We start from the raw sequence: 1,831 nt of genomic DNA, 5'->3' as shown, positions 1-1,831 counted from the left end.
TTTACACACTTGTATATTGGTGAAGAAGCCAGTGGTGTCGGTGTATGTGAAAATTTAACCGATAAAGATTATATCGAAAGTAACCATCGCGGTCATGGCCATTGTATTGCCAAGGGCGCAGACGTAAAAAAAATGATGGCTGAATTGTATGGCAAATCCACGGGATATTGTAAAGGAAAAGGCGGATCTATGCATATTGCTGATTTTTCTATCGGGATGCTGGGTGCGAACGGGGTTGTCGGTGCCGGATATAATTTGGCCATGGGCGCAGGGCTTGCTGCAAAGCTGCGCGGTTCCGGTGAAATAGCGGTAGCTTTTTTTGGTGATGGTGCTTCTAATCGCGGTACGTTCCATGAAGCGTGCAATATGGCATCTGCTTGGAAACTTCCTGTGCTTTTTGTATGTGAAATGAACGAATGGGCTTCTACAACCTATTATAAGAGAACTACTTCGGTTGACCAGATTGCTAAACGGGCTGTTGGCTATAATATGCCGGGGAAAACGGTTAATGGGAATGATTTCTTCGAAGTATATCCGGCAGCTAAAGAAGCCATTGAATATATACGGAGCGGACAAGGTCCCTATCTTCTCGAAAATCATACCTTCCGGGTAAAGGGACATTTTGTAGGGGATCCGGAGTTATATCGTTCTCATGAAGAAACTATGAAACGTTTTGAAGCGGATGATCCGATTCAGAATTTCCGTAAAACTGCAATTGCTAAAAAATTATTGGCAAAGAAAGATATGGATGCCATGGATAAAGAAAATGCAGAGTTGATTACGGAAGCAGTAGCAGAAGCGCAAGCAGCTCCGTATCTGGATACATCTGCTTTAATGGAAGACTACTATTGCGATTAACAAAGAGGGAGGAAAATATATAATGAGACGTATAACATTTTCGGTTGCAACACAAGAAGCCATGCAGGAAGAAATGAAACGTGATGATCGCGTTTTCCTCATGGGCGAAGATATTGCCAAACAAGGCGGTATTTTTGGCCAGTTTAAAGGACTGGCGCAAGAATTTGGAGAAGAACGGGTTCGTGATACGCCGATTTCAGAAACGGCTATTATTGGTGGCGGCGTAGGTGCGGCATTAGCAGGAATGCGTCCTGTAGTTGATATGCACTTTGCAGATTTTATTGGTGTACCAATGGATGAAATCTTCAACCAAATGGCTAAAGCCCGCTATATGTTCGGCGGACAATGCAAGGTACCATTGGTATTACGGGCCCCTGATGGCATGACCCGCGGCGGTGCGGCACAGCATTCACAGTGTGTTGAAGCTTGGTTTATGCATATTCCCGGAATTAAGGTAGTTATACCTTCCAATCCGGCAGATGCAAAAGGATTGTTAAAATCAGCCATTCGTTCAGATGATCCCATACTTTATTTTGAACATAAGAAATTATTTTCCATGAAGGGGGAAGTCCCGGAAGGTGAATATTTGACACCTATTGGAAAAGCCAATGTGGCTAAAGAAGGAAGCGATATGACGATTGTCTCGTATTCCTTCTATATGACCAATGTTCTTACTGCTGCACAGCAGCTGGCTAAAGAAGGCATTAATGTCGAATGTATCGATCTTAGGACCATTTCACCGCTGGATATGGATACAGTCTATGAATCCTTGAAGAAAACCAAAAAACTCATGGTTGTCCATGAAGCGGTTAAACAAGGAGGTGTTGGTGCTGAAGTAGCGGCCCGTACGGCAGAAGAGATGTTGGATTATCTGGATGCTCCGATCGTTCGTTTAGGTGCTCCGTTTGTTCCCATTCCGTATACGCCGCCATTAGAACGATTGGTTAAAATCGAACCAGAAGACATTATTGCT

2 protein-coding genes are annotated in these 1,831 nt (G+C 43.7%); both read left to right on the top strand.

Going from position 1 to position 1,831, the window contains the following annotated elements; genetic code table 11:
* Positions 1-858, top strand: an 858-nt coding sequence (locus tag BLR11_RS13845) for a thiamine pyrophosphate-dependent dehydrogenase E1 component subunit alpha (protein WP_091653285.1), incomplete at its 5' end; no start/stop codon positions are given.
* Between the two features lie 22 nt (positions 859-880).
* A partial coding sequence (locus BLR11_RS13840) for an alpha-ketoacid dehydrogenase subunit beta (RefSeq protein WP_091653282.1) occupies positions 881-1,831 on the top strand: 951 nt, incomplete at its 3' end.

Origin of the sequence: Megasphaera paucivorans (assembly GCF_900103535.1) — a bacterium.
In the GTDB taxonomy this organism is placed as follows: domain Bacteria; phylum Bacillota; class Negativicutes; order Veillonellales; family Megasphaeraceae; genus Megasphaera_A; species Megasphaera_A paucivorans.
This window is presented reverse-complemented; position numbering and strand designations above follow the sequence as displayed.